Origin of the sequence: Streptococcus sp. AS20 (assembly GCF_000524255.1) — a bacterium.
In the GTDB taxonomy this organism is placed as follows: Bacteria; Bacillota; Bacilli; order Lactobacillales; family Streptococcaceae; genus Streptococcus; species Streptococcus constellatus.
In genome coordinates this window covers 140,576-160,468 of record NZ_JANS01000011.1, presented here as the reverse complement: position 1 = coordinate 160,468, position 19,893 = coordinate 140,576, and the positions used below count along the sequence as shown (strand labels likewise).

At 38.8% G+C, this 19,893-nt stretch carries 13 protein-coding genes and 2 pseudogenes; 11 read left to right on the top strand and 4 right to left on the bottom strand.

Annotated elements, in window-relative coordinates:
* Positions 1–113 precede the first annotated feature (113 nt).
* Together HMPREF1514_RS06255 and HMPREF1514_RS06250 are read right to left on the bottom strand one after the other, a co-directional pair.
* On the bottom strand, positions 114–1,046 hold the full coding sequence (locus HMPREF1514_RS06255; RefSeq protein WP_037598072.1) for a LacI family DNA-binding transcriptional regulator: 933 nt from the start codon (positions 1,044–1,046) through the stop codon (positions 114–116).
* Entirely contained in the window at positions 997–1,860 is an 864-nt protein-coding gene (locus HMPREF1514_RS06250) for a Cof-type HAD-IIB family hydrolase (RefSeq protein ID WP_037598070.1), read from the bottom strand. Before HMPREF1514_RS06250 ends, HMPREF1514_RS06255 begins: the two co-directional genes overlap by 50 nt.
* Before the next feature lie 233 nt (positions 1,861–2,093).
* Here HMPREF1514_RS06250 and leuS point away from each other — a divergent pair, with 233 nt between their 5' ends.
* From leuS to HMPREF1514_RS06215, 6 genes and pseudogenes are all read left to right on the top strand, one after another.
* Positions 2,094–4,595, top strand: a complete 2,502-nt coding sequence (gene leuS, locus HMPREF1514_RS06245; RefSeq protein ID WP_037598067.1) for a leucine--tRNA ligase — start codon at positions 2,094–2,096, stop codon at positions 4,593–4,595.
* A 487-nt stretch (positions 4,596–5,082) separates the two neighbouring features.
* Positions 5,083–5,316, top strand: a complete 234-nt coding sequence (locus tag HMPREF1514_RS06240; protein WP_051426773.1) for a flavodoxin — start codon at positions 5,083–5,085, stop codon at positions 5,314–5,316.
* 612 nt (positions 5,317–5,928) lie between these two features.
* Positions 5,929–7,205 (top strand): annotated as a pseudogene (gene ltrA / locus HMPREF1514_RS09490) (group II intron reverse transcriptase/maturase).
* A gap of 195 nt (positions 7,206–7,400) precedes the next feature.
* Positions 7,401–8,255 carry a 5'-nucleotidase, lipoprotein e(P4) family gene (locus HMPREF1514_RS06225; protein ID WP_037598061.1) on the top strand — a complete coding sequence of 285 codons (855 nt, stop codon included), beginning with the start codon at positions 7,401–7,403 and terminating at the stop codon, positions 8,253–8,255.
* Positions 8,256–8,540: 285 nt separating this feature from the next.
* Positions 8,541–12,935: a PolC-type DNA polymerase III gene (locus HMPREF1514_RS06220; protein ID WP_037598059.1), complete on the top strand. Its 4,395-nt coding sequence runs from the start codon at positions 8,541–8,543 to the stop codon at positions 12,933–12,935.
* Between the two features lie 438 nt (positions 12,936–13,373).
* Entirely contained in the window at positions 13,374–13,604 is a 231-nt protein-coding gene (locus HMPREF1514_RS06215; RefSeq protein ID WP_037598057.1) for a GlsB/YeaQ/YmgE family stress response membrane protein, read from the top strand.
* A gap of 42 nt (positions 13,605–13,646) precedes the next feature.
* On the opposite strand, the gene def is transcribed toward HMPREF1514_RS06215, so the two are convergent.
* Positions 13,647–14,261, bottom strand: a complete 615-nt coding sequence (def, locus tag HMPREF1514_RS06210; protein WP_037598054.1) for a peptide deformylase — start codon at positions 14,259–14,261, stop codon at positions 13,647–13,649.
* 254 nt (positions 14,262–14,515) lie between these two features.
* On the opposite strand from def, the gene HMPREF1514_RS06205 reads away from it, so the two are divergent.
* The 5 genes and pseudogenes from HMPREF1514_RS06205 to rpsO all read left to right on the top strand — a co-directional run bounded on the left by HMPREF1514_RS06205 (position 14,516) and on the right by rpsO (position 18,055).
* The gene (locus HMPREF1514_RS06205) at positions 14,516–14,902 is read left to right on the top strand and encodes a hypothetical protein (RefSeq protein ID WP_037598052.1); all 387 of its coding nucleotides are present in this window, start codon (positions 14,516–14,518) and stop codon (positions 14,900–14,902) included.
* Between the two features lie 531 nt (positions 14,903–15,433).
* A pseudogene (locus HMPREF1514_RS09795) lies at positions 15,434–15,639 on the top strand (polyphosphate polymerase domain-containing protein); the annotation flags it as partial.
* Between the two features lie 126 nt (positions 15,640–15,765).
* Positions 15,766–16,938: an MFS transporter gene (locus tag HMPREF1514_RS06195; RefSeq protein ID WP_037598050.1), complete on the top strand. Its 1,173-nt coding sequence runs from the start codon at positions 15,766–15,768 to the stop codon at positions 16,936–16,938.
* Positions 16,925–17,656 carry a pseudouridine synthase gene (locus HMPREF1514_RS06190; RefSeq protein WP_037598047.1) on the top strand — a complete coding sequence of 244 codons (732 nt, stop codon included), beginning with the start codon at positions 16,925–16,927 and terminating at the stop codon, positions 17,654–17,656. The genes HMPREF1514_RS06195 and HMPREF1514_RS06190 overlap by 14 nt, the downstream gene beginning before the upstream one ends.
* A gap of 129 nt (positions 17,657–17,785) precedes the next feature.
* Positions 17,786–18,055, top strand: coding sequence for a 30S ribosomal protein S15 (gene rpsO / locus HMPREF1514_RS06185; RefSeq protein WP_001018251.1), 270 nt, complete (start codon positions 17,786–17,788; stop codon positions 18,053–18,055).
* Between the two features lie 1,024 nt (positions 18,056–19,079).
* Here rpsO and HMPREF1514_RS06180 read toward each other — a convergent pair.
* Positions 19,080–19,871 (bottom strand): mitofilin family membrane protein, encoded by a 792-nt coding sequence (locus HMPREF1514_RS06180; protein ID WP_037598045.1) that lies wholly within the window; start codon positions 19,869–19,871, stop codon positions 19,080–19,082.
* Between the last annotated feature and the right edge of the window lie 22 nt (positions 19,872–19,893).

Below are 19,893 nucleotides of genomic sequence, written 5' to 3'. Positions count from 1 at the left end.
CAACGTTTGTTAGTAGCATAAGAATATAAAAAGTTCTCAAATTTTCATTTGAGAACTTTTTATATTAAGAACGGTGATATTTATTTTTGTATCTGTTGTTGACGATTGAAATTTTATCGCGGAATAAATTCTGATTGTAAAACGATTGTGCGCTTCTCAGTAGAAATAGCTTGCTGGAAGCATTTGCGTCCTAAGAGATAAGATTTATTGTCAATGGTAGGGATTCCCATCAATCGACCAACTAAAAGATTTTCTTGACCAATGATACAAGGTAATTTTAATTTTTTCTCTTGGTAGTAGCGAGAAATACCGGCTGCTACATCATCCCCATTTGTAAAAATGCAAGTTAGTTCTGGTCGTTTTTGCAATTGTTGTGCTGCTTCATATCCATCTTGTTCGCAAGCAATTCCGTCTAGTATCAAGGGGGGTTGCTTTTCTTGAAAGACTTCTTTATATGCAGAAAGAATGGAGCGATAAGTCAAGCTTTTTTTGTCAGCCCGAGTAAAGAGTAACGCTATCTTGTCTAAATTTCTTTCTTGTAGCCATCGGAAAGCTTCAATAGAAGCGGCTGTTCGATCAACATAGACGCTACTCAATTGGGACTGGTTCGTTTCTTCACAACAAAGAATATTGCCATATTTTGTATAGGACATAATTGTTTCTAAAGAAACGCTTCTGGAAGTAAAAATTAGATGGTCAAAGCCATGCCCTCGCAATTGTTCTAGGTAAGACATTTCTAGATCTATATCATATTGAGAAGGTAAAAGCAGTAAATTGTATCGACTTTCTTGTGCAGCATCCATCATTCCATTTAGTAGCTGCGTAAAATAAGGGTGTCGAGTGTGCGGAATAACTACTCCAATTTTATAAGTGTTGCCAGAACTGAGTTCTTGTGCTACGATGCTTGGAGCATAATCCAAGTCTTTCATGACTTTCAGAATTTTTTCCCGTGTTTCACTAGAAACATAAGGATGATTATTGATAACTCGTGATACGCTAGAAACTGAATAACCGCTTATTTTTGCGATTTGACGAATGTTGACCATGATTGACCTTCTTTATAAATTTTTGAATACCATATCCAACGCCATCTTGTTCGTTTGATTTGGTAATTTTGTAAGCTAATGATTTAATCTCATCGAAAGCGTTTTCCATCACAATGGGATAGCCTACGGTTTTTAACATAGGAATATCATTGTGTCCGTCTCCAAAAGCTGCGGTTTCCATTTTTGCAAGATTTTCCCGTTTTAAGATATAATGGATCCCCTTTGACTTTTGAGCATGTTTACTGGTAATTTCAAGGTAGAATTTACCAGAACGCTGAATAGAAATAGTCGTTAAATTGAGAGAATGAAGCATTTTTTCTAAAGTTTGTATTTCTATTTCTTCGAAAGAAATCATCATTAGTTTAAAAGTGTTCTCCTGTCCCAGAAGAAATCGATTGGCATCAGTGATAAGAGTCGGAGCTTGCTGGGTTAGCTCATATTCAAAACGGATTCCTTTATCTATTTTATCACAATACCAATGGCTGATGTCATAGTAACTGAGGCTGACTTTAGGAAAGGACTGCCGAATGGTGGTTAGTAATTGCTGGACAGTTCTTTTGGGGATAATGTTTACATGAAGTGGTTGGATTATCTTGTTTTTCATTTGGAAAATCAAGCCACCGTTAAAAGCAACTTGTGGGCCTTGCAGTTTAAGTGTTTCAATGACTTCCATCATCTCCATAGGAGCACGCGCGGAAACCAGAGTAAGAGGAATATTTGCTTTGCGAATCGCTTTTGCGTTATCTTTCGAAAGCTGCCCCTTGGAATTAAGCAATGTGCCATCCATGTCTGTAAAAATACGTTTAATAGTCATGATTTTATCCTCTTTTTCTGTTAATTCGCTAGCTTGGCTTCATTATAAATGATGAAACGCGTTCCATGTCAAGGGGGAAGTTTAAAAAATTTAAAATAAAATCTCCAGCAAAAGTTAATTGAGATTAGTCACACAATAAATTCAGTTAGTCAAAGCACGCTTTTCCCTAATTATGCCTTTTAAAATCGCTTAAAAATGGTATAATAATAACATCACAAAATTGGAGTGAATCAATGACTTTTTATAATCACAAATCAATTGAAAGAAAATGGCAGACCTATTGGGCTGATAATCATACGTTCAAAACAGGAACAGATAGTGCAAAACCAAACTTTTATGCGTTGGATATGTTCCCCTACCCATCTGGCGCTGGTCTTCACGTAGGACACCCAGAAGGCTATACAGCAACTGATATTCTTAGCCGTTTCAAACGTGCGCAAGGCTATAATGTCCTTCATCCAATGGGGTGGGATGCTTTTGGACTTCCAGCAGAACAATACGCAATGGATACGGGAAATGATCCTGCTGAGTTTACGGCAGAAAATATTGCCAACTTCAAACGTCAAATCAATAGCCTTGGTTTCTCATATGACTGGGATCGTGAAGTCAATACAACTGACCCTAACTACTATAAGTGGACACAGTGGATTTTTACAAAATTGTATGAAAAAGGTTTGGCATACGAAGCTGAAGTACCAGTTAACTGGGTTGAAGAACTAGGAACGGCCATTGCCAACGAAGAAGTCCTTCCCGATGGTACATCTGAACGTGGTGGTTATCCAGTTGTTCGTAAACCAATGCGTCAATGGATGCTTAAAATCACAGCTTATGCTGAACGCCTCTTGGAAGATCTAGATGACCTTGATTGGCCAGAATCTATCAAAGATATGCAGCGGAACTGGATTGGTAAATCAACTGGTGCAAATGTAACGTTCAAAGTAAAAGATACAGACAAAGATTTCACCGTATTTACAACTCGTCCAGATACATTATTTGGTGCGACTTACGCTGTTTTAGCGCCAGAACATGCTCTTGTTGATGCTATTACCAGTCCTGAACAAGCTCAAGCCGTTACTGACTACAAACACCAAGCAAGCCTTAAATCTGACCTTGCTCGTACAGATCTTGCCAAAGAAAAAACAGGTGTCTGGACTGGTAGCTATGCCATGAACCCAGTTAATGGTAAGGAAATTCCAATCTGGATTGCCGATTATGTGCTTGCTAGCTATGGGACGGGAGCTATTATGGCAGTTCCTGCGCATGATGACCGCGACTGGGAATTTGCAAAGCAATTCGATTTAGAAATTATTCCAGTTCTCGAAGGTGGAAATGTTGAGGAAGCAGCCTATACAGAAGACGGTCTTCACATCAACTCTGGTTTCCTAGATGGTCTTGATAAAGCGCAAGCTATTGATAAAATGGTTGAATGGCTTGAAGCAGAAAGTGTTGGCAACAAGAAAGTCACTTACCGTTTGCGTGACTGGCTTTTCTCACGTCAACGTTATTGGGGGGAACCAATCCCAATCATTCATTGGGAAGATGGCATAACAACAGCTGTTCCAGAAGATCAACTACCACTTGTATTGCCAGTAACAAAAGATATCAAACCTTCAGGAACAGGTGAAAGTCCACTTGCTAACTTGACAGACTGGCTGGAAGTTACGCGTGAAGATGGTGTCAAAGGCCGTCGCGAAACGAACACCATGCCGCAATGGGCAGGTTCAAGCTGGTATTATCTGCGCTACATTGACCCACACAATACGGAAAAATTAGCTGATGAAGAACTGCTTAAGGCATGGCTACCAGTTGATATTTACATTGGTGGTGCTGAACATGCCGTGCTTCACCTGCTCTATGCACGCTTTTGGCACAAAGTTCTATATGACCTTGGTGTTGTTCCAACTAAAGAACCCTTCCAAAAACTCTTTAACCAAGGGATGATTCTGGGAACAAGCTATCGTGACCACCGTGGCGCCCTTGTAGCGACAGATAAAGTTGAAAAACGTGACGGTTCTTTCTTCAGTATCGAAACAGGTGAAGAATTGGAACAAGCTCCAGCTAAGATGTCTAAATCTTTGAAGAATGTTGTTAATCCAGATGATGTAGTGGAGCAGTATGGTGCAGATACTCTTCGCGTTTACGAAATGTTTATGGGGCCACTGGATGCATCTATTGCTTGGTCTGAAGAAGGACTTGAAGGCTCACGTAAATTCCTCGACCGTGTTTATCGTTTGTTGACAACAAAAGAAATTGTGGCTGAAAATAATGGTAACTTGGATAAAGTTTATAATGAAACTGTCAAAGCCGTTACAGAACAACTTGAAGCCATGAAATTCAACACAGCTATCGCTCAATTAATGGTTTTCATTAATGCTGCAAACAAAGAAGACAAACTTTTTGCTGATTACGCTAAAGGTTTTATACAATTGTTAGCACCATTTGCACCACACCTTTCAGAAGAATTGTGGCAAACATTGACACAATCTGGTGAATCAATTTCATATGTTCTTTGGCCAACATGGGACGAAGCCAAGTTGGTTGAAAACGATGTAGAAATCGTTGTTCAAATCAAAGGTAAAGTTCGTGCGAAACTTGTTGTACCAAAAGACTCAAGCCGTGAGGAACTTGAAAAACTTGCTCTTGCCAACGAAAGAATTCAAGTAGAAATTGCTGGCAAGCAAGTCATCAAAGTCATTGTCGTACCTAACAAATTGGTTAATATTGTTGTGAAATAAAAAATTCTAGCAGAAGTTAATTTCTGCTAGAATTTTTTATAAGCTTAGAAAAGCGTATGTTAGCTGAAGCCTTTTTCTGTTTATAAACACTATACCTCGAAGAAAAACTTGCTGCACTTGCTTTTGAAAATTATGGTAAAAAGTAAGAAAATGATGACTAGTTTATAAGAACAATTCATTCTCTTTCTTTATGAATATTATTTTTAAGGAGTTATCATACAAGCAAAAAAGTAGAGTTTATTGAGCTTTTCTATGACTTAGTCTTTTGTTTATGCTATTTCTAAAATGATGGAGCTAATCCATCATTTGCATCATAGGATGATTAGTTATACGAGTTTTATGTCCTTTATAGCTTGTCTCATCGTGCTGGTAACACTTGGATGATTCAGACGGTATACGAACCGCTATGGGGAGAATTCCTTTGTGAACATTTCCTTTATGATGGTTCGGATGGTTATGGTATTAGGTCTGTCCAACACATTCACAGATGATTGGTCTGCGTTATCCGATTTGGTGGGGACGTCCGCCACGCCTTATCCAAACAGTAATGGAAAGTCTGGATTTAGCTGGTAAACGAGTCGCAACTTTTGCAACTTCAGGTGGTTCGACTTATAGTGAGGCACAAATTGTCATTGATCAAATAATGAAAAATAGTGCTCAAGGGCATGCATTGTCTAGCACAACAGATGCTATCAAATGGCTGACAGATATTGATTTTTAATTGTAGGTTTGCTGCTAATTATTGTAGCGAGCATTATTACTGTTTTTTATAAATGAAATAAAAATAATTGAAATCTCTGTGAAAAAACAGAGATTTTTTGTGTACGATGGGCATGTCATACATCTGAGGTGCAAGTCATCTGGGGCATCCGCTACCGGTGAACCCAATAGTGACTCCCAAGCCTGACTATCGTGAGGTAGCAAGGAGAGGAAGGGATAGCGAAATCGTGACTGTACGAATAGAAACGTGATATGAAGGCACATATAGTGGATGAGGGGGCTTATAACCCTAAAATCCAAATAGGCAGTCGTAACCTATATGCGTAAATCACGAGAGTAAACGAGGAAAGATGTATGACTTATCCCGTGAGGTCTTGTCGAGGGTAAAACCTAGTAACAGCGAACGACAAGAAGTCAGTCGAATCCATAGTAGTGAAGAAGTTTCTGTAATGGAGATGGAGTGAAGGGGTGAATAACTAATCGAAGTAATCCTAGACACTTGTGTCTGTAAAACGAACAGTCTGATAGAGCTGAAAGTTAGTACGTATTGATAGTGGACAGCTTACCAATATAAGATAGCCTACAGGCAACAAAACAGAAAGGGAATCCACACATGTCAGAATTGCTAAGTATGATATTATCTCGTAACAATATGCTTGAAGCTTATAAACAGGTGAAAACTAATAAAGGATCTGCTGGTATTGCTGGAATTACTATCGAACAGATGGACGGCTATCTCCGTCAAAACTGGCGAGAAACAAAACAGCTTATCAAGGAGAGGAAGGATAAACCTCAGCCCGTACTCAGAGTTGAAATTCCGAAACCCAATGGAGACATCCGCAACCTAGGAATCCCAACTGTCACGGACAGAATGATACAATAGGCTATCGTTCAAGTCCTGAGTCCAATCTGTGAAGTTCGTTTCTCAGAATACAGCTATGGTTTCAGACCAAATCATTCTTGTGAGACAGCCATTGTCAAGTTACTTGAGTGCCTTAATGATGGTTATGAGTGGATTGTGGATATTGACCTAGAGAAATTCTCCGACACAGTACCGCAAGATAGACTCATGTCTCTAGTGCAGAATATTATTCATGATGGAGATACAGAATTACTGATTCGGAAATACCTTCATCGAGGGTAATTATCAATGATCAACGTCACAAGACTCTTGTAGGGATACCTCAAGGGGGTAACTTATCTCCGCTGTTATCAAATATCATGCTTAATGAGTTGGATAAGGAGCTAGAGAAACGAGGTCTTCATTGCATTCGGTACGCAGATGATTGCGTAATTACGGTTAGGAGAGAAGCAGTTAGCAAGTGAGTTATGTACTCAGTCAGTCGCTTTATTGAGAAGCGATTGGAGCTGAAAGTGAACATGACAAAAACTAAAATCGTGAAACCTAGCCAACTCAAGTACCTAAGTTTTGGTTTTTGGAAGTCTCCGCAAGGTTGGAAGAGTCGTCCTCATCAGGATAGTGTTCAGAGTTTTAAACGAAAGTTGAAACGACTGGCGACTAGAAAGTGGAGTATGGACCTAACAACACATATTGAGCGATTAAACTGGGTTATACGAGGGTGGATAAACTATTTTTCTCTTGGCGACATGAAAAAGGTAGTAACTCAAATAGATGAGCGTTTGAGAACTCGTATCCAAGTGATTATCTGGAAACAATAGAAGAAGAAATCGAGACGACTATGGGGATTACTAAAATTAGGCGTTCCTAAATGGATAGCGGATAAATTCTCAGGTTGGGGTGAGCACTATCAATTGGTTGCGACTAAGCCGGTATTCAAGCAAGCTATATCAAAACCAGCCCTCGCAAAACGAGGACTGGTTAGCTGTTTAGATTATTATCTTGAACGACATGCGTTAAAAGTTAGTTGAATCGCCGTATGCTGAACGGCACGTACGGGTAGTGTGAGAGTAACTAGAAATTAGCTCCTACTCGATTTTTTGATGGATTTATTGGACATTTTTCTGCCAATCTGTTTTTCGTCTGTATAATTGGTCAGATAACTTGAAATGTTTTTATGAAAACGCTATAATTTTGATAGATTAATATTAGGAGGAATTGGTTTTATGAAATCATCTAAAGCCACAATCACAATTTTTTCAGCTCTTGCTTCAGTTATTTTATTGACTAGTTGTGGGACAAAAGCAACTGATAATAAGGCTGCGCAAAGCAACACATCTGACAATAAAGTTACGATGACTTATGATCAAGTGCGCTCAAGAGAAAATACCATGGGCACACTTTGGTATCAAAAGTCTGATGAAGCGAAGGCTCTGTATCTACAAGGTTATAATGTCGCCACGAACCGATTGAAAGAATTACTGCAAAAGCCGACAGATAAGCCCTATTCAATCGTTCTTGACTTGGATGAAACGGTCTTAGACAATAGCCCTTACCAAGTACAGAATGTCAAAGACGGCACAGCTTTTAATCCTAAAAATTGGGATGCTTGGGTACAGAAAGCTTCAGCTAAAGCTGTTCCTGGTGCGAAAGAATTTCTCCAATATGCTCATCAAAATGGTGTTCAAATCTACTATATTTCTGACCGTGCGGCAAATCAAGTAGATGCAACGATTAAGAACTTAGAAAAAGAAGGTATTCCTGTACAAGGGAAAGATCATTTGATGTTTTTAGAAAAAGGCGTGAAATCAAAAGAAGGTCGCCGTCAAAAAGTTCAGGAAAAAACGAATCTAGTTATGTTGCTAGGAGATAATCTGGTTGACTTTGCAGATTTCTCAAAGACATCAGCTGATGAACGTGGCAAGAAATTGGAAGAATTAAAGAAAGAATTTGGCGAAAAATTCATTATCTTCCCAAATCCAATGTATGGTTCATGGGAAAGCACAGTTTACAAAGGTAAAAAATTAGATGCGAAAGGCCAAACTGAAGAACGCCAAAAAGCGTTACAAGGTTATAAATAATAAGAAGGAAAAACAGAACGCCCTTATTTTGGGGGATTCTGTTTTTTCTTTGTCTTTTAGCTTGTGCTTTGTGAATGTTTAAAAAAGTGGACTAAGATTTGCTAATTTTATTATAGTAAAGATGCTTATATTTTCCAGATACTCACTCTTAAGCAAGCTAGCAAGATGTGACTTAAAATAAAAATGGTTTATACTAATGGCAAGGCAAAGGGGATTCTTTATTTTTTAATCGATAAATCCTTTGTTTTATGGTAGAATAGTGTCATTACAAGGCGAGGGAAAAAGATGTCATCAACGTTTGAAATTTTAATGAATCAGATTAATATGCCACTTGATATGAGACAATCAAGTGCCTTTTTACATGCAGAAATTGAGCAAGTTCTGGTGCATAAAGTCAGCCATATCTGGGAATTTCATTTTGCTTTTGCAGAAATTTTGCCGATTGACATATTTCAAGAATTGAAAAAGTGCTTGAAGGAAGAATTTTCTAAAACGGGGAATCAAGCAGTTTTTGAGATAAGGACAATAAACAAAGATTTCACAGATGAGTTATTGCAGGCTTATTATCAAGAAGCTTTTACAGAAGGTCCTTGTACTAGTCAGGGATTTCGCAGTATATATCACCGGTTGAAGGTGCATGCTGAGGAGAATCAGCTAGTGATTGAAGGTCCTTCAAGCATTGATACGGATCATTTTCGGAAGATTCATTTGCCAAATTTGGCAAAACAGTTGGTCAAGTTTGGTTTTCCACAGTTTCAATGTCAGGTTAAGGCAAGCGATGCTTTAACACAGCAGCAAGTCGAAACTTTCCAAGCTGAGAAAGAAAAGATTGTACAAGCAGCGAATGATGAAGCTCTAAAAGCCATAGAAGCGCTGCAGAAAATGGCAGCTCCACCTGTTGAAGAAAAGACAAGTTACTCTGGTTTTCAAGCGAAAAAAGCTATTGCACGACCAAAATTGGATAAAGCTGAAATCACGCAGATGAATGCCATTCAGACTGAGGAAAATCGGATTGTCTTTGAAGGAATGGTTTTCGATCTTGAAAAAAAGGTTACTCGCACAGGGCGCGTACTCATTAACTTTAAGATGACCGATTATACTTCTAGCTTTGCGCTTCAGAAATGGTTTAAAAATGAAGAAGAAGCTAAGAAATATGACATGATTAAGAAAAATTCATGGTTGCGTGTACGTGGAAATATTGAAATGAATAACTTCACGCATGATTTGACTATGAATGTACAAGATGTACAGGAAGTGGTGCATTATGACCGTAAAGATCTCATGCCTGAAGGTGAGAAACGGATTGAATTTCACGCGCATACCAATATGTCAACTATGGATGCCCTACCAGAAGTCGAAGACTTGATTGCGACAGCTGCGAAGTGGGGGCATAAAGCAGTTGCGATTACTGACCACGGCAATGTGCAGAGCTTTCCTCATGGTTATAAAGCTGCTAAAAAAGCCGGGATTCAGTTGATTTATGGTATGGAAGCCAATATTGTTGAAGATCGTGTGCCCATTACTTACAATGAAATAGATATGGAGTTGAGAGAAGCCACTTATGTTGTCTTTGACGTAGAAACGACTGGTTTGTCTGCTATTTATAATGATTTGATTCAGGTGGCAGCCAGCAAGATGTACAAGGGCAATGTCATCGCGGAATTTGACGAATTTATTAATCCAGGACACCCTTTGAGTGCGTTTACAACAGATTTGACGGGAATTACAGATGAACATGTTAAAAATGCGAAACCACTTGAGCAAGTTTTACAGGAATTTCAGGAATTTTGCAAAGATACGGTACTTGTCGCCCATAATGCTACCTTTGATGTGGGCTTTATGAATGTCAACTATGAGCGTCATGGCCTGCAAAAAATTACCCAACCAGTCATTGACACGCTGGAATTTGCCCGCAATCTCTATCCAGAATACAAGCGGCATGGTTTGGGGCCTCTAACCAAGCGTTTTCAAGTATCGCTTGACCATCACCACATGGCCAATTACGATGCGGAAGCGACAGGACGACTGCTATTTATCTTCATCAGAGATGTAGCAGAAAAGCGTGGAATTACCAATCTTAATAAGTTAAATACGGATTTGGTGGATGAAAATTCCTATAAAAAAGCACGAGTGAAACACGCTACGATTTATGTGAAAAATCAAACAGGGCTGAAGAATCTTTTCAAATTGGTCAGCCTGTCCAATACTAAATATTTTGAAGGTGTACCACGGATTCCGCGAACGGTTTTGGATGCGCATCGAGAAGGCTTGATTCTAGGAACTGCTTGTTCAGAAGGAGAAGTGTTTGATGCGGTTGTTTCACAGGGTCTGGATGCAGCTGTCGAAGTAGCGAAATATTACGACTTTATCGAAATCATGCCTCCAGCGATTTATGCTCCATTGATTGCCAAAGAGCAGGTTAAGGATATGGAGGAGCTGCACACGATTATCAAGAATTTGATTGAAGTGGGTGAACGCTTAGAAAAACCAGTTCTGGCTACGGGAGATGTTCATTATATTGAGCCTGAGGAAGAAATTTATCGGGAGATTATCGTTAGGAGTTTGGGACAAGGTGCCATGATTAACCGGACCATAGGTCACGGTGAAAACGCCCAGCCGGCTCCGCTTCCTAAGGCTCACTTCCGCACGACCAATGAAATGCTGGATGAATTCGCTTTTTTAGGTGATGAACTAGCTCGACAAGTGGTCATTGAGAATCCCAATCAGTTGGCGTCAAGCTTTGAACCAATTGAAGTGGTAAAAGGGGACCTCTATACACCATTTATTGATAAATCTGAAGAAAAAGTCGCTGAGCTGACTTACGCAAAGGCTTTTGAAATCTATGGTAATCCACTACCAGATATTGTAGATCATCGAATTGAACGGGAATTATCCTCTATTTTGGGGAATGGTTTTGCCGTGATTTATCTGGCTTCACAAATGCTCGTACAGCGTTCTAATAAACGAGGCTATTTAGTTGGTTCGCGTGGTTCGGTTGGCTCCAGCTTTGTGGCGACCATGATTGGGATTACTGAGGTCAATCCTTTGTCACCCCACTATGTCTGTGGCAAATGTCAATACAGCGAGTTCATCACGGATGGCTCCTATGGTTCTGGCTTTGATATGCCGGATAAGGACTGTCCAAAATGCGGCCACAAGCTGAGCAAGAATGGCCAGGATATTCCTTTCGAGACCTTCCTTGGATTTGACGGAGACAAAGTCCCTGATATTGACTTGAATTTCTCTGGAGAGGATCAGCCTAGTGCCCACTTAGATGTTCGAGACATTTTTGGGGAGGAATATGCTTTTCGGGCTGGTACTGTTGGTACAGTTGCAGCTAAGACAGCCTATGGTTTCGTGAAAGGTTATGAGCGAGATTACAATAAATTTTATCGCGATGCAGAAGTCGAGCGATTGGCGCAAGGTGCATCAGGTGTTAAACGAACGACTGGACAGCACCCTGGTGGGATTGTGGTTATTCCAAACTACATGGACGTTTACGATTTCACGCCGGTTCAATATCCAGCAGATGACCTGACTGCCGAATGGCAAACGACCCATTTTAATTTTCATGATATTGATGAAAATGTCCTGAAACTTGATGTGCTCGGTCATGATGATCCGACTATGATTCGGAAATTGCAGGATTTATCAGGTATTGACCCTAATGATATTCCTATGGATGATAAGGAAGTTATGGCACTCTTTTCAGGAACAGATGTTCTGGGAGTGACACAAGAGCAAATAGGTACGGCAACTGGTATGCTGGGGATTCCTGAGTTTGGAACCAATTTTGTACGGGGCATGGTGGATGAAACTCACCCAACAACTTTCGCAGAATTACTTCAATTATCAGGCTTGTCTCACGGTACCGACGTATGGCTTGGAAATGCACAAGATTTAATTAAGCAGGGAATTGCGGACTTATCTACCGTTATCGGTTGTCGGGACGACATCATGGTCTATCTCATGCACAAGGGCTTAGAACCAAAAATGGCTTTTACCATTATGGAGCGTGTGCGGAAAGGTGCATGGTTGAAAATTTCTGACGAAGAGCGTAATGGTTATATTGCCGCTATGAAAGAAAACAATGTCCCTGAATGGTATATTGAATCTTGTGGAAAAATCAAGTACATGTTTCCTAAAGCCCATGCAGCTGCCTACGTAATGATGGCTCTACGGGTAGCTTATTTCAAAGTACATCATCCGATTTATTACTATTGTGCTTACTTTTCTATCCGTGCCAAAGCCTTTGATATTAAAGTCATGAGTAGCGGATTAGATTCAGTTAAGCGCAAAATGAATGAAATCTCTGAAAAACGTAAAAATAATGAAGCGTCTAATGTAGAAATTGACCTGTATACAACCTTGGAAATCGTCAATGAAATGTTGGAGAGAGGCTTTAAATTTGGAAAACTCGATCTTTATAAGAGTGACGCGACAGAATTTCTGATTGATGGAGATATGTTGATTCCTCCATTTTCTGCCATGGACGGTCTGGGTGACAACGTTGCAAATCAATTGGTTAAAGCGCGGGCAGAGGGAGAATTCCTCTCCAAGACTGAGTTGCGAAAACGTGGTGGGTTATCAGCTACTTTAGTCGAAAAAATGGACGATATGGGCATCCTGGGCAATATGCCAGAAGACAATCAGCTAAGTTTGTTTGATGATTTGTTTTAAGACGTCTTCTTTTGATGAATGCGGGATTTTTAACTGATACGGCTGTTTCCAACCGAGAATTCTCGCTGGTTTATTCGCGAAATAGTATTAATTTTCCACGAACAGCTAGGTATTTTTCCAAAAACTAGACTAAAATATACATGTTTAAGTGAAAATTTTTACTGCTTGTAAAGCTTTTTACAAAATTTATAGATTACGGTTGTTCTTTGTATGACATTTGCCAATAAAAAGGTTTTGTTATACAATTAACTATTTCAGCAGAAGCTAAAAAAATTCAAAGAAATTTTCATCATGCACGTGAATTTTTCCTAAAGACAATGCTTGCATCGGTAGTACTTTTAAGTTTGGTTGTCTTTCAAAAAAGTAACCCCCCTTGTTATTTGAAGAGATGTTAAGAAAAGATGTTTGACGTTGCAGAATATCAGGAAGGAGAAATAAATGATTGGAAGTATGTTTGTTGGCTTTATTATTGGTCTGATTGCAGCAGCAATCACTAACCGTGGAGAGAAAATGGGCTGCATTGGAAAGATCTTATTAGGCTGGTTTGGGGCATGGGTTGGTCAAGCTCTATTTGGAAATTGGGGACCTCATTTATCAGAAACAGCCATTATTCCATCTGTATTAGGAGCCATTATTCTCCTTGCTATTTTTTGGAAGAGAGGGAGTTAATATAGAAAAAGTAGGGTGAGAATCATTCTCACCCTACTTTTTCTATTCGATCACTAACATTCCTTCTTTGATAGCGAAAGGATCTTTTTCATTGATACGGTCATAAAACATAATACCATTTGTATGATCAATTTCGTGTTGCACAACGATAGCATTATACCCTTTTAGTTTGATGCGGTGTTTTTCGCCTTCTTTGTCAAAATAGTCAACAGTGACACGCGCATGGCGCACGACATAACCAGGAACTTCACGGTCAACTGACAAGCAGCCCTCCCCTTCAGCGAGTGCGGCATCTTGAACAGAATGTGCCACTACTTTAGCGTTGTACATAACCGTTTGCAAAGCATAGGCTTCCTTTGGTGGATTGCCCTCTTTGTCTGGCAGGTTTGGCACCAATACAGCAATAATCCGCTTTGACAGATCTAGCTGAGGTGCAGCTAGACCAACGCCGCCACGAAGCCCCATTTTTTCAGCAGTTGCAGGGTCTTGTGAATTTCTCAAAAATTGGAGCATTTTTTCACCCAAGATAACTTCTTGCTCTGTAAGTGGAAAGGTGACATCCTTGGCGACTGCCCGAAGCGTTGGATTCCCTTCACGAATGATGTCATTCATATCAATCAAGTGAGCTGGTTTTGTTAATTTTTCAATAACAGACATGTTTTCTCCTTCGTTCTAAAAATGGATTTCTATTCCAAATTAAATTCTTTGTATATGATAAATATAACATAAAATAGAGGAGAAAGAAAGGAGAAAGAAATACAAGTAAATAGCAATGTAAAGAATGTGTGTACAAATAAATTAGTAAAAAATAAGATTACTTTTTAAGTAGGGGAACCAGAACGACTGCAAACTTTTTAAATTGTACCGAGGAATTATCTCATTCTGAGATTCTTTATGTAACAGGTCCAGAGGTGCTTAACTATCCTCAAGAGTTAGAAATAGCAGCAGAAAGCCTTTGTAAACACTGGGCTAAAGTGAACAGACAATCTCTTAAAATAGTCTGTAGTCCTTATTTGTATTCTTCCAGACTGCTGGAAGATTATTTCTATCGTTTATTTGATAAGGTTCAAAAAGGCACAACCGCTCATGTCGAAAAGCACCCCAATGAAATTGCGAATTTTATCAATTCAGAAGATTTAGTAGAGCTGATCAGCAAAATTTTTGATAGTTGGAATGAGCAAACAGAAATTTTAAACATTTATAATCCGTTTGAAATTACTTTTCAGCATGTTGCAGAAAAGTTAGAAGAGCTGGCATTCTCTAACAGTAAAATAGTGATTGATTCCAAATCGCCTTAGCCTTGTCTTTACCACTCCACAAGATGAAGATAATTTAAGACAAGTTATGGATGGTTTATTCATTATTCACTTTTAGATGATCTAGCCGATTTGTATAAAAATTTTATTAAAGAAAGTAAAAAATCGAATAAGACTTATCAAAAGATAGCTGAGATTTTACTTGCTTTTTTCTTGCCTAGGGTATTGAGCGCAATGTTGAACGGTTTTAATTAATTCAAAATGATTGACATCTGTTTGCTTTTTGTTACTTTGATTAATATTATTTTTGAAACAATCTATGGAATTTTTGCAGGAAGTCTTTCTATAATCGGATTATTTGTAGCAACTATTTTTTCTGGGAGAAATTGGCAATCAATCGTCTATAACACAGATAGATGGATTTCCTTTGCGGCTTATATGTTTGTCGCTCTTATTTGTGGGATTATCCAGATGAAATACCAAGATGAGAAGGAAATGTTAGAAAAAGAAAATCAGTTGCTAAATGAAAGAAATGAATTGTTATCTATCTCATATGAGGATGCAGCTTATAATCGCAAAAAATACCGCATCCGAGTGTATAATTTCCGTGAACGTAGTATCAAGCTGGAAAGAAAGAGAAAATTTGAAAATTATATAAAGAAACAGATTCTCTAACACGCGAGGAAACAGAGAAAATTATTCAAGGAGACTATGCATTTCTGCTTCATAGTCCTCATGCCTTATGTCGTGAGTTTTACTTTGAGTGTATGACAAATGTAAAATGAAATCAATGTTGTATCTTATGCGCAGTCTTGATTTCTTTTTTGTTTTCATACGTTGCTAGATTGCGTCTTTTCGTAAAAAACTGTATGATAGTGGTAGTGTGATTTTAGAAAGAAGATAAGATGAAAAGATTCATGGAAAAAGCTAGCATTTTGGCTTTATCATTGGTTTTAACAACGGCATTTTCAATTTCTAGTAGCTTGCCGGCTATGTTCCAGTATTATAAGAATTACTCTTCCAGCCAAGTAGAATTATTAGTCTCCTTACCGTCCATTGGGATCATGTCTTTGTTGATGTTTAATAGTGTTTTGGAACGCTTTGTATCTGAGCGGTTCATGATTATACTAGGGCTAATCCTGTATTCTATTTGTGGTCTTATCCCATTTTTCAATCAATCTTATAATCTCGTTTTTGCTTCGCGCTTTGTTTTTGGGTTAGGTCTAGGTATGATGAATCCTCGAGCAATTGCCATTATTAGCGAGCGCTTTCAAGGGAGAGAGCGTGTGCAAATGTTGGGGTATCGGGGATCAGCGGAAGTTGTTGGGATGGCCTTGTTGACTTTAGCGGTCGGACAACTCTTACACTTTGGTTGGACAACTACATTTTTGGTTTATACAGTTGGTTTCATCGTTTTGGCACTGTATCTTATGTTTGTTCCTTATGAAAAGAATGAATCCGATAAGCATAAACATCTCAAATCTGTTCGTAAAATGACTAGAAAACAAATAAATTTGAGTATCTTTTTAGCTTTCATAGCTGGTATGATTGTTTGTGCTAATGTCGCTATCACTTTACGGATCCCTAGTCTAGTCTTACAGGCAGAGATCGGAAACGCTGAAACAGCCAGCTGGATTCTTAGCTGTATGCAACTAGTGGGAATTTTGGCTGGTGTTAGTTTTGCCAGTCTAGTGAGCGTATTGAAAAATCGCTTATTAACGATAACAGGAATAGTTTTTGGTCTAAGCCAAATAATGATTGGCTTGTCAAGTCAGATTTGGCTCTTAAGTTTGAGTGCTCTTTTGGCTGGCTTTGCTTATAGTGTATCTCTAACAGCGGTGTTTCACATTGTATCGGAGAAAATCCCTACTCATTTGGTAAATCGTGCAACAGCGATTGTCGTTTTGGGTTGCAGTAGCGGTGCTTCGGTATCAACATTCGTCTTATCTTTGATTGGAATCATTTCTTCTGCCCCAATCTTTATTTTTAGTGTATTAGGAGTTTTCATGATGGCAACGTCAACTTTAGCGGCTTTTGTCACTCATAAACAAAACGAGGAAAAAGATGCGATTAGATAAGTTTTTAGTAGAAATGGGTCTTGGCTCACGAACAGAAGTCAAGCAACTTTTAAAGAAGAAACAAGTTTTGGTCAACGGGAAGGCTGTCACATCAGCGAAAGTACAAGTAGATGAATATCAAGATGAAATTTCAGTCAATAAGCGAGTATTGGACTATGAAAAATTTGTCTATTATCTTTTAAATAAGCCGAAAGGTGTTATTTCAGCTACTGAAGATGCTAACCATCAAACAGTTTTGGATTTGTTAGATGAAAGTGCACGCCAGAAAGAAGTTTTTCCAGTTGGACGACTTGATATTGACACTCACGGACTTTTGTTATTAACCAATAATGGTGCTTTGGCACATGCGATGTTGTCTCCTAAAAAACATGTAGCAAAAGTTTACCGTGCAAAAGTAGATGGCATCATGACTGAAGAAGATAGGACACGCTTTGAAGCAGGAATAGAGCTTAAGGACTTTACCTGTCAGCCTGCAAAGTTGACCATAGTAAAAGTAAATGAAGAGCAGCAGACTTCTCTTGTAGAGATTACAATTTCTGAAGGAAAATTTCATCAAGTGAAGCGAATGGTTGCAGCTTGTGGTAAAAAAGTAGCAGACTTAGAGCGCCTTGCTATGGGACCATTAAGTTTGGATAAAGAGTTGGCAACAGGAACTTTTCGTCGTTTGACACAGGAAGAAATAAAAAGTCTCAAACGATTTGGCGTAGAACTCTTATAATTTGTATCAGTTGACAAAAATTTTCCTTCTTGGTAAAATAAGAATGTCGTGGAGACAAATAACTTCTTCTTGGTTGCAGGCCATGCCAAACCTGTCACTCGGATGAAGCGTAAAGAAAAGGAGCTTATCATGGCAATCTCAAAAGAGAAAAAAAATGAAATCATTGCACAATATGCACGTCACGAAGGTGACACTGGTTCAGTAGAGGTACAAGTAGCTGTCCTTACTTGGGAAATCAACCACCTTAACGAACACATCAAACAACACAAAAAAGACCACGCTACTTACCGTGGTTTGATGAAAAAAATCGGTCGCCGTCGTAACCTTCTTGCATACTTGCGTAAGAACGACGTTAACCGTTACCGTGAGTTAATCAACTCTCTTGGACTTCGTCGTTAATCTGCTTTATTTTCCACTTACATTGCGTTGTCACCTTACCTCGATATACTCAAGTATAATCTTCGGTTACGGTTCCTAGCACTGTAAGGTAAAATAAACCAGATCTTCTCCCTTCGGGGAGATTTTTTTGTTTCACTAAAATTTTTGTACAATCTTCGGCTTGTCTATAAACGTTTTATCCAGCAAGAATCATGATGCTAAGGGCGCCAAAAATCCGTATGAAATAGGGAAACGATATAGTGTTCGATGAACACAAGGAGTTTCATCTTTTTCACTAGGATTTTAGCCCGAGCTCAAATCAGCTCTCTGACTTCAGAGGGCTTTTTGTTTTTATCAGCATGCTTAGGCCGTGTTCAATTGAGCATATCTTGAAAATGAGGCTACTCTAAATTGGGTAGCCTTTTTGTTTTGTATGGATTTTAGCCCAAGTTCAAATTAGCTCTCTGATTTCAGAGAGTTTTTATTTTGTGACTTTTTAATCCGTCTCGCTCCGTAAGGTTAAACCACTTGCTATGCGAGTGCGCAATGTTGGTTATATCCAAAAACTCCAAATGCGATACAATAAAGATATTCAGGATTACGATAAAGCGAAAGGGGAAAATATGACGTAAAAAGGTATATAGTTTATCTTATACAAAATAAAAGGGAGTGAGACAGAACCCATTTTGAAAAAAATCTAGTCCGTTGTCTTACTCCTACGAGGATGATTAGGCGCTCTTCCGAGCTTGAAAAGCAATAGACTTGAGGACTTGCTTTGCAAAATCCACCAATTCAAAGTCGTGTTTTTGACACATCCTTACGGATGTTTTATTTCCGACATCCAATAATCCAGTAGACTATTAGAGTGGTCAGCTGTAGCATCGTTAATTTATTAAACGGTCTCCTTTGAAGCTAGAAACTTTCTCGTCCCAGTCTCCAATCATGTGTGCTTGTAAACTACCTGTTTGATGGGAATCATGATGGAAAACAATGTCCCTTGTTACAAGATCTCATTTCTCTTTTTAATATATTGTAGGGATGTATTTTACCAAGGCAATCCCGCTTCTGCAATTTCCTTCTTTGAAGCATATTGACCATTTGGGCGATGCCATCTGCCCCTCTTATCTCTAAAATAGCCACTAGCAGCTATAGCCTCTTGTTGTTGAGATGCTGCTTGTCTCTCTGCCTCTTGTCGAGCTTGCTCAGCTCGTTGCTGAATTGCATTTTGTACAAGATTAATTCGATGTTGAAGAGCTCCTTTTTTATTTGGATCGGTAATTTGCTCAACGGCAGCTTGAGCTGGAGCAATGTTCTCGGCTACTTGATTATCCTCAAGTTGTTTAACAGCCTGTTCACCTTGCTGGGTGATGCGCTGAATTTGAGCTTCTTTTTGAGCCTGTTCTTCTTTAGCTTTTCTCTCTGCCGCCTCTTTTTGTTTTCGCTCTTCCTCCGCTTTCTTCTCTTTCTTTTCTTTTTCGAGTTTTTCTTCTTTTTCTCTACTAGAATCGGAGTTTGAGGAGGAACTGCTTGCTTTTGAAGAGTTTGAAGATGAAGTTCTAGATGTAGATGGCACTACTTGGGTTTGACTTTGTTGGCTTTCAGAGGATTCAATATTGAATTTACTTACTGTATAGCTTCCTAGTATTCCTATTATCGCTGCAGCAATTGCTATATTTCTTTTGAAAACACTTGGATTTCGCTTTGCGAAATACCAAATACCAAAAACACCACCTAGAAACATTAATGGCATTGTAATTGGAGCCAATAAGATGATTAGAACAACACTCATGATAGCAAGAACGATGTTGAGCCTAGAATTATTTTTCCACTTTTTCATATTTCCCTCACATAAATTGGTT

What these genes read in the sequence shown, in the direction of transcription:
- HMPREF1514_RS06250 (WP_037598070.1), bottom strand. Translation starts at nt 1,860, where the DNA reads ATGACTATTAAACGTATTTTTACAGACATGGATGGCACATTGCTTAAT.
- HMPREF1514_RS06195 (WP_037598050.1), top strand. Translation starts at nt 15,766, where the DNA reads ATGAAAAGATTCATGGAAAAAGCTAGCATTTTGGCTTTATCATTGGTT.
- def (WP_037598054.1), bottom strand. Translation starts at nt 14,261, where the DNA reads ATGTCTGTTATTGAAAAATTAACAAAACCAGCTCACTTGATTGATATG.
- HMPREF1514_RS06255 (WP_037598072.1), bottom strand. Translation starts at nt 1,046, where the DNA reads ATGGTCAACATTCGTCAAATCGCAAAAATAAGCGGTTATTCAGTTTCT.
- HMPREF1514_RS06240 (WP_051426773.1), top strand. Translation starts at nt 5,083, where the DNA reads ATGATTGGTCTGCGTTATCCGATTTGGTGGGGACGTCCGCCACGCCTT.
- rpsO (WP_001018251.1), top strand. Translation starts at nt 17,786, where the DNA reads ATGGCAATCTCAAAAGAGAAAAAAAATGAAATCATTGCACAATATGCA.
- leuS (WP_037598067.1), top strand. Translation starts at nt 2,094, where the DNA reads ATGACTTTTTATAATCACAAATCAATTGAAAGAAAATGGCAGACCTAT.
- HMPREF1514_RS06180 (WP_037598045.1), bottom strand. Translation starts at nt 19,871, where the DNA reads ATGAAAAAGTGGAAAAATAATTCTAGGCTCAACATCGTTCTTGCTATC.
- HMPREF1514_RS06190 (WP_037598047.1), top strand. Translation starts at nt 16,925, where the DNA reads ATGCGATTAGATAAGTTTTTAGTAGAAATGGGTCTTGGCTCACGAACA.
- HMPREF1514_RS06215 (WP_037598057.1), top strand. Translation starts at nt 13,374, where the DNA reads ATGATTGGAAGTATGTTTGTTGGCTTTATTATTGGTCTGATTGCAGCA.
- HMPREF1514_RS06225 (WP_037598061.1), top strand. Translation starts at nt 7,401, where the DNA reads ATGAAATCATCTAAAGCCACAATCACAATTTTTTCAGCTCTTGCTTCA.
- HMPREF1514_RS06220 (WP_037598059.1), top strand. Translation starts at nt 8,541, where the DNA reads ATGTCATCAACGTTTGAAATTTTAATGAATCAGATTAATATGCCACTT.